Source organism: Nonomuraea cypriaca, assembly GCF_015645445.1.
In the GTDB taxonomy this organism is placed as follows: Bacteria; Actinomycetota; Actinomycetes; order Streptosporangiales; family Streptosporangiaceae; genus Nonomuraea; species Nonomuraea cypriaca.
Genome location: NZ_JADOGI010000348.1, coordinates 1 through 8,067, shown reverse-complemented (window position 1 = coordinate 8,067; position 8,067 = coordinate 1). Strand labels below are relative to the sequence as shown.

The following is an 8,067-nucleotide window of genomic DNA, read 5'->3' as shown; positions in this document are numbered from 1 at the left end:
CACGGGGGTGGTCTCGTCGGGCGGGGTGGTGGCCTGGCTGGGGCTCGCGCCGATGGCGAGCACGAGTGCGACGCCGGCTAAGACCGCCGGGAGTCGGGGGTGCTGGTGAGCCAAGGGTTCTCTCTCAGTTCGGGTGGGAGCGCTCCCACTGCCTCCAGATCGGTACCTCCACATCACTTGTACCAACGGGGATGGTGAATCCCACCGAGGCCACCCAATATTGGGTATACCGAATCACTCGTAGCCGCGGGCCCGCAGCGCCAGAGTGACGACGGTGGCGTCCGCCGAGGTCATGACGTCGCGTCCGGTGGCGACGGCGAACTGGCGCAGCCGGTTCAGCACCGTGTTGCGGTGGCAGTAGAGCTGCCTGGCGGTCGCCGCGACCGAACCGGTGCACAGGTAACGCTCGACGGTCTCCAGCACCCTGGCGACGTCCCGGCCTGGCAGCTCACCGAGCCCGCCGAGCGCGTCGCGGACGAGGTCTGCCCGGAACTCGCCGAGCGCGCCCGCCGCGATCTCCGGCCACAGGTCGCGGGTGGCGCGCGGCCCGTCCGCGCCGGGCGGCAGCGCGTACAGGGTCAGCTCGGCCAGGCGTACGGCCCTGGGCACCTCGGCCAGCCCGTCGACCACCGGGCTCACGGCGCACCTGATGCCGCGGAACCAGCCCTCGACAGGACCGCCTGCCCGCGCGGGCAACTGCAGCACGGCGATCGACCCGGCCGGGCGATCCTGGGCGTGCAGGCGCACACCCACGGCGCTGAGCTGCGCGCGTACCGGACGAAGGGCCGCGAGGCGTCCAGGCGGCGGGAACGCCACGACGGCGAACGGCGCGCTCTCGCCCAGCCCGAGCACGGTGGCCACCTGCCGCCGGATGTCGGGATGGCGGCCGTCGCACTCCAGCAACCGCGCGAACCACCGCGCGTGCTCGTCCTGCTGCGCCTGGGCCATCTCCAGGACCCGCTGCTGGTACGCGGCCAGGATGTCCATGGAGTGGTGCTCCACCGCCTCCCACACCCGCGGCGCCTCGGCCACCAGACCGGCCAGGTCCTCGGCGTCGGCCCGCAGGTGCAGCTCCCGCCAGACCACCCGCGAGTCGAGCCGGACAGCCTGCAGCAACGCGTCCAGCGGCACGCCGGCCTCGGCCCGCGCCGCGCCGATCTCGGCCGACGCGCCCGCGACGTGCTCGGGCACCGGCAGCCGCCCGACGCGCCGCAGGATCAGCTCCAGGCTGCGGCGGGCATCGGCCAGCAGCGTCTCCTCGGACACCGCCGCCCCCGCGTAGGCGCCGGTGGCGGTCAGCTCGGCCAGGAAGCGGCCGGCGAGCGGGGCGACGTCGCGTACGAGGTCGCGGGAGAGCCGCTCGACCACGCCGGACGACATCCGAGATCCCCCCTCATTGGGCAAATGCACAGTTAGGCGAGGGTACCCGGGTGCCGAACTGCGATTGAACCCCGGCCGGACCGGGAGCAGGGTGACACCATGCGATCCACGGCCCAAGGCGCGCGGGTGGAAGCGAACCCCCGGACTGTCGCGCTGGGCGCCTTCGCGGGCACAGCGTTGGAATGGTACGACTACTACGTCTACGGCTCGGCGGCGGCGCTGGTCTTCAACACCCAGTTCTTCCCCGAGCTGAGCCCGGTCGCGGGCACGATGGCCTCCTTCGCCACGTTCGGCGTCGGCTTCGTCGCCAGGCCACTCGGCGCGGCCGTCTTCGGCCACCTCGGCGACCGGTACGGCAGGCGCCGCATGCTGCTGATCACCGTCGTCCTCATCGGCCTCGTCACCGGGTGCGTCGGCCTGCTGCCGACGTACGCGCAGATCGGGGTGGCCGCGCCGATCCTGCTCGCCACCCTCCGCCTGCTGCAGGGCATCTCGGTCGGCGGCGAGTGGAGCGGCGCCGCCACGCTGGCGGTCGAGCACGCGCCGAAGGAGAAGCGCGGGCGCTACGGCGTCATGCCCCAGCTCGGCTCGCCGGTGGGCTCGCTGGCAGCTACCGGCGTGTTCGCGCTGGTCAGCAGCCTGCCGGACGAGCAGTTCAACGCTTGGGGCTGGCGAATCCCGTTCCTGCTGGCCTTCCCGCTGCTGCTGCTCGCGCTGTGGGTGCGCAGCAGGGTGGACGAGTCGCCGGTGTTCAGGGAGATGCTGACCCGGCAGCGCGCCGCCAGGCGGCCGCTCGTCGAGTTGCTCCGCACCAGCGGCTGGCGGCTGGTCGTCGGCATCGCGGTGTCGTTCGTCGGGATCGGCGGCTACTATCTGTGCGGCACGTTCCTGGTCAGCTACGGCGCGGACACCGCGGGCATCGACCGGACCCTGCTGCTCAACGCGGCCACCGCCGCGTCCTTCATCAACCTGTGCGCCTACCCCGTGTTCGGCTGGATAGCCGACCGCACCGGTCCAGGGCCGGTCGCGATCTGGGGGGCGGCGGCCTCGGCCGTCGCCGCGTTCCCGATCTTCTGGCTGGTCGGGCTGGGCACGCCGGCGGGCGTCGCGGTCGGGCTGGCGGCCGGCGTGGTGCTGGTGTCGGTCAGCTACGCCGCGTGCGGGCAGTTGCTCAGCGAGATGTTCACCGGTGAGGTGCGTTACTCCGGGGTGGGGCTGTCGTACAACATCTCCGGGGCGATCAGCGGGTTCGTGCCGCTGGCCGCGACCGCGCTGCTGGCCGCGTTCGGCGGGAGCCTGTGGCCGATCGGGCTGATGCTCTTCGCGTTCTCGGTGATCACCCTGGTCGCCGCGGTGGCGGCGAAGCGACTCGCACTCGCGGAACTGTGACGGACGGAAAGGCTTCCGGAACTGTGACGGACGGAAAGGCTTCCGGAACTGTGACGGAAGGAAAGGACAGACGATGAGCACGATCATCGACGACGGCGCGCAACCCGAGCACTTCTACCACAAGCTGGTCGGCCCCGAGCCGAAGCCGGAGTTCCATGACCCGGCCGAGCTGGAGCGCTACTGGGGCCGCCGCTGGGGAGCCGCGGACGAGGTGAGCCCCCTGCGCTCGGTGCTGGTACGCCGCCCGAGCCGCGGCCTCGCGGCCATCACCGCCGAGGCGTGGGATCCGCGCGCCGGGGCGCTGGTCGACCCGGGACGGCGCTGGTACTGGCGCGGCGACAAGCCGCCGAACCTGGAGCTGGTCCTGGAGCAGCACACGGCGCTGCTGGCCGCGCTGCGGGCCGAGGACGTGGAGGTCGTCGAGGCTCCCGAGCTGCCCGAGCACACCAAGTCGGTCTTCACCCGCGACCCGCTGCTGACCGTCCCAGGCGGCGCCGTCATCACCCGGCTGGCCCCGCGGATGCGGCGCGGCGAGGAGGCGTCGGTGACCAGGACGGTGGCCGGCCTCGGCATGCCGATCCTCGGCACGATCATCGGCGAGGGGCTCGCAGAGGGCGGCACGTTCGTGAAGCTCCGTCGCGACCTGGCGGTGTTCGGGCTGTCCGTCCGGTGCAACGCCGAGGGCGCCAGGCAACTCGCCCGACTGCTCGAACCGCTCGGCATCGAACTGGTGACCGTGCCGCTGCCGGGGTACACGATCCACGTGGACGGGCAGTTCCACATGGTCGCCGAAGATCTGGCGCTGGCCAACACCCACCGCCTGCCCTTCGAGTTCCTGACCCGGCTGGAGGGCATGGGGATCAAGGTGATCTCGCCGCACCCGGACGAGCAGTACGCCTGTAACTCGCTGACGGTCCGGCCGCGCCGGCTGCTGTTCCCCGCGCACTGCGTGCGCACCGCCGACCGGCTGGCCGCCGAGGGCGTGGAGATCGTCCCGGTCCCCTACGACGAGATCCTGAAGAACGGCGGCGGCATCCACTGCTCGACCATGGAGCTCGTACGCGACTGGTAGGGGACGCCCGATGCATCTGACTCCGGCGGAGCACGACCGCCTGACCGTCTTCACCGTGGCGGAGCTGGCCCGCCGCCGTCGTGCCAGGGGCGCCCTGCTGTCCGCGCCCGAGGTCGTGGCGCTGGTCGCCGACGCGGTGTTCGAGGCGGCCTGGGACGGGCTGCCGATGGCGGTGGTGATCGAGGCCGGGCGCGGCGCGGTGCGCGCCGAGGAGGCCAAGCCCGGTGTCGCGGCGCTGGTCCGCCGGGTCGAGGTGGACGCGTTGTTCCCCGCGGGGACCGCGCTCGTGGCCGTCGACGACCCGCTGGGCCGCGCGCCCGGCCCCGCCGATCCCGGCGCCGTACTCCCTGCGGCGGGCGGCGAGGTGACGCCGGCGCCCGGTCGCCCCCGGGTGGAGATCGAGGTGACCAACACCGCCGACGTCGACGTGCACGTCTCGTCGCACTACCCGTTCTGGCAGGCCAACGCGGCGCTGTCGTTCGACCGGGCGGCGGCCCGCGGCCACCGGCTGGACGTGCCGGCGGGCAGCAGCCTGTGCTTCCCGCCGGGGGTGACGGTCACCGTGCGGCTGGTGACGCTGGGAGGCACGGCCACCGCGCCCCGACTCACGCTGGAAGGCGGACGATGAGCTTCGACAGACCGGCGTACGCGGCCGTGTACGGCCCCACCACCGGCGACCGGGTACGCCTGGCCGACACCGGGCTCGTGGTCGAGGTGGAACGCGACGACACCGAGGCCGGGGACGAGCTGCTCGGCGGCTGCGGCAAGACCGTACGCGAGGGGCTGCTGCTCACCAGCGGCGCCCGCTCCTCCGAACTGGACCTGGTCGTCACCAACGCGCTCGTGCTCGACCCGCTGCTCGGCGTGGTCAAGACGAACATCGGGATCAAGGACGGCCGGATCGCCGGCCTCGGCCGGGCCGGATCACCAGACGCGGTGAACGACGTGGACCTCGTCGTCGGCCCGCACACGGCGATGATCCCGGCCGAGGGCCTGATCGTCACCCCCGGCGTGGTCGACTCCCACGTCCACCTGTCCAGCCCGGCGCTGCTCGACGTGGCGCTCTCCGCGGGCGTGACGACCGTGGTCGGGATGGGCCTCGGCGGTGTGTGGGACATCGGCGTCAACCCCAAGCGCAACCTCGACCTGATGATCGAGGCGTGGCGGGAGGTGCCGGTGAACGTGGCGTTCCTGGCCCGCGGCTCGTCGGTACGGCCGGCGCCCCTGGAGGCGGCGGTGCTCGGCGGGGCGGGCGGCTTCAAGGTGCACGAGGACTTCGGCGCGCAGCCCGCCGTCGTGGACACCTGCCTGGCGGTGGCCGACGCCGCCGACCTGCCGGTGGCGTTGCACACCGACTCGCTCAACGAGTCCGGCCTGCTGGCCGACACCATCGACGCGACGCGGGGCCGCACCGTGCACGCCTACCACGTGGAAGGCGGCGGCGGGCATCCCGACCTGCTGGAGATCCTGGCCCACCGGCACGTGCTGGCGTCCTCGACCACGCCGACGCTGCCGTACACGGTGAACACCGTGGCCGAACTGTTCCCCATGACGATGACCGTGCACCGGCAGAACGCGCTGCTGCCCGGCGACGTGGACGTGACCAGGAGCCGGGTGCGGGCGAGCGCGATCGCGGCGGAGAACGCGCTGCACGACGCCGGCGCGGTGAGCATCGTCAACTCCGACTCGATGGGCATGGGCCGCGTCGGCGAGACGGCCCGCCGCACCTGGCAACTCGCCGCCCACGCCAAGGCGGCGTCCGGGACGGCGTCCGGGATGGGCGGCGGCCACGACAACGAGCGGGTGCTGCGCTACCTCGCGAAGATCACCATCAACCCGGCGATCGCGCACGGCATGGCGGCCGAGATCGGCTGCATCGCGCCGGGCAAGGTCGCCGACCTCGTGTTGTGGCATCCGGCGTGGTTCGGCGCGAAGCCGGAGCTGGTCGTGAAGTCGGGGTTCGTGGCGTGGGGGGTGAGCGCGTCGGGGGCGGCGTCCACGCGGGCCGGGCAGCCGCGGGCGTACCGGCGCTTCTTCGGCGCGATGGGGGACGCGCCGCGACGGCTGGCGCACGTCTTCGTCGCCCGGGAGGCGCTGGAGGACGCCGCCGCCCGGCGGGCGCTGCCGGCCGGGGCGAGTTACCTGCCGATCCGGGACTCGCGCGGGCTCACCCGCGCGGACATGGTCCGCAACACCCGCGTCCCCCAGGTACGGGTGCCGCGCGACGGCGGCCCCGTGCTGGTGGACGGCAGTCCGGCGGGGCTGCCACCGGCGACCGCGCTGCCGCTCACCCAGGTGCACCACCTCGCGTGAGCCGGCGGCGACCCGCTACCGCTCGCCCAGGTTCACCAGCTCGCGGCTCAGTCCCACCCGTAGTCGAACGGCACCTCGATGCTCATCGACTGGGTGATGGTCAGGACAGGGACGCCCTTGCTGTTCTCCACCGAGACGGGGGTGGGGATGCCGCACGAGACGGCGTAGCCGGTGGGGAGCTGCACATTGTCCGGATGGGAGTTCGGCTGGTTGCACTCCCGCCTCAGCTTGGCGTATGCCCGCTTCGCCTCCTGCCGCAGTCGCGCGTTGCCCGGCCACAGGTGGGTGACCGCGATGTCGAACACCCGGTTGCCCAGGTCGGCGCTGTTCTTGGCGTTGGTGCCCTGGTTCTCCGCGTGCGTGGACGCCACGATGATCACCCTGTCTATGAGGCTGCTCTCCTTGTAGTGCTCGTAGCCGATGGTGGCTCGCTCGGTGAAGGGCTGGTCGACGTTGTTGACCGCCTCGCACTCGTTCCTGCTCCTCTCGAAACCGGTCTCGTCCTTCTCCCCCTCCTCGTAGCACCTCCACTTCCTCGCCTTGTGGATGCGCTCCAGGAACGCGGGGCCCTTCATGGAGGGCGGGAAGCAGTGCACGCTGCGCTCCCGCGCCGGTTCGCACGGCACCGGAGCGTCCTTGACCTTGGGCTTGTCCGGCTTCTTCGTGGTGGGCGGAGCCGTCGGCCGGTCCGGGGCGGAGCTCGACTGCTCGACCTGCGCGACGGCGGGCCCGTCCTCGCCCCGGTTCAGCACGAAGACCACGGCCCCCGCGACCACCAGGAGGGCCACGACCGCCACGCAACCGACGACGACCCAGAGCGTGGTGAGGGTCTTCTTGCGGCCCGTGGCCGGCGCCCCGTGGCGTGGGAAACCGCCCGCCGCCGCGTGGTGCGCGAGATTGCCAGGCGGTGGCGCGTGATGCGGAGAACCCTCGCCCGGCGCCGCGTTATGCGGGAAACCGTCACCCGGCGCCGCGTTATGCGGGAAACCGTCACCCGGCGCCGCGTGATGGGGAGAACCATGGGCCGGCGCTTGGTGCGGGAAACGCTGGTCGCCGCCGCAGAACCGGCCGTTCCACTGGTCCACCCAGAATCCCGCGGCCTGCCGGTCCGGCATGACCGGCAGGCCGCAACGGGTGCACGGGCTCGTCGTCATCGTGGCGTGGCTTCCTTCCCCTCCGCGTCGAGCCGGCCGAAGCCGACTCATCCCCTCAAGGAGCCTAGGGACCGGCATACCGGGCGGGTGTTTCTTTCGAGGATCGTCGAAGCGTCTGACCAGCGCGTGTACCACGCCGCCGCCCGGTCTCTGGGCGGGCGGCCGGTCCCGGGGCGCAAGCGCGCGGTCCCGGGCGCGCGGCCGGCCGGTCGCGACGTGCGGGGGCGCGGGTTCGGTGCGACGTTCGCGGGGTAGCGGGGCTCCACGACGTTGGTGCCGAGAGGAAGGCATTGCGATGCGTCCCACCGTCTCTGCCGCGATCGCCGTTGCCGCGTTCCTGGCCACCGGCTGCGCGAACGCGGGAGTCGACACCATCCCGCATCTGCCACAGAACGAAGGGGCCAACGCCGACGTACGCGGCGTCATGCACGTGCGCAACGCCTTCCTGATCGCCGGCACGGATCCGGCCTCGCCCGCGCCGCAGCAGTCGCTGTACGCCGTGCTGATCAACGCCGGCACCCGGCCGGACCAGCTCGACCGGGTCACCGTGGAGGGGGGCGGCTCGGTGCAGCTCGCCGGCCCGGTGTCGCTGCCGCCCAACCAGCCCGTCGGCACAGGCGGCCGGCCGATCGGCACGGTCACCGGCGTACGCGGCGGCGCCGTACCGATGACCTTCGACTTCCGCCAGGCGGGGTCGGTGCGCGTGATGGTGCCGGTCAAGTACGCCACCGGCCAGTACGCCACCCTGACCCCGTCCCC

The 8,067-nt window shown here is 72.7% G+C and carries 7 protein-coding genes; 5 read left to right on the top strand and 2 right to left on the bottom strand.

The genetic code is table 11. From position 1 onward, the window contains the following. Positions 1–234: 234 nt before the first annotated feature. Positions 235–1,380, bottom strand: coding sequence for a PucR family transcriptional regulator (locus ITP53_RS51880; RefSeq protein WP_195902876.1), 1,146 nt, complete (start codon positions 1,378–1,380; stop codon positions 235–237). A gap of 126 nt (positions 1,381–1,506) precedes the next feature. On the opposite strand from ITP53_RS51880, the gene ITP53_RS51875 reads away from it, so the two are divergent. The 4 genes from ITP53_RS51875 to ITP53_RS51860 all read left to right on the top strand — a co-directional run bounded on the left by ITP53_RS51875 (position 1,507) and on the right by ITP53_RS51860 (position 6,154). Continuing rightward, a complete protein-coding gene (locus tag ITP53_RS51875; RefSeq protein WP_207757634.1) occupies positions 1,507–2,769 on the top strand; it encodes an MFS transporter in 1,263 nt (420 codons plus the stop codon). A gap of 73 nt (positions 2,770–2,842) precedes the next feature. Further along, on the top strand, positions 2,843–3,841 hold the full coding sequence (locus ITP53_RS51870; protein ID WP_195902874.1) for a dimethylarginine dimethylaminohydrolase family protein: 999 nt from the start codon (positions 2,843–2,845) through the stop codon (positions 3,839–3,841). A 10-nt stretch (positions 3,842–3,851) separates the two neighbouring features. Further along, on the top strand, positions 3,852–4,469 hold the full coding sequence (gene ureA, locus ITP53_RS51865) for an urease subunit gamma (protein ID WP_195902873.1): 618 nt from the start codon (positions 3,852–3,854) through the stop codon (positions 4,467–4,469). After that, entirely contained in the window at positions 4,466–6,154 is a 1,689-nt protein-coding gene (locus tag ITP53_RS51860) for an urease subunit alpha (protein WP_195902872.1), read from the top strand. Before ureA ends, ITP53_RS51860 begins: the two co-directional genes overlap by 4 nt. A 47-nt stretch (positions 6,155–6,201) precedes the next feature. Here the strand turns inward: ITP53_RS51860 and ITP53_RS51855 are convergent, their stop codons facing one another. Then, positions 6,202–7,308 (bottom strand): hypothetical protein, encoded by a 1,107-nt coding sequence (locus ITP53_RS51855; protein WP_195902871.1) that lies wholly within the window; start codon positions 7,306–7,308, stop codon positions 6,202–6,204. 295 nt (positions 7,309–7,603) lie between these two features. Between ITP53_RS51855 and ITP53_RS51850 the strand changes: the two genes are divergently transcribed. Further along, the coding region (locus ITP53_RS51850; protein ID WP_195902870.1) for a copper chaperone PCu(A)C at positions 7,604–8,067 on the top strand (464 nt) is incomplete at its 3' end.

Coding starts and splice junctions, on each gene's coding strand:
- ITP53_RS51880 (WP_195902876.1), bottom strand. CDS start 1,380: ATGTCGTCCGGCGTGGTCGAGCGGCTCTCCCGCGACCTCGTACGCGAC.
- ITP53_RS51870 (WP_195902874.1), top strand. CDS start 2,843: ATGAGCACGATCATCGACGACGGCGCGCAACCCGAGCACTTCTACCAC.
- ureA (WP_195902873.1), top strand. CDS start 3,852: ATGCATCTGACTCCGGCGGAGCACGACCGCCTGACCGTCTTCACCGTG.
- ITP53_RS51860 (WP_195902872.1), top strand. CDS start 4,466: ATGAGCTTCGACAGACCGGCGTACGCGGCCGTGTACGGCCCCACCACC.
- ITP53_RS51855 (WP_195902871.1), bottom strand. CDS start 7,308: ATGACGACGAGCCCGTGCACCCGTTGCGGCCTGCCGGTCATGCCGGAC.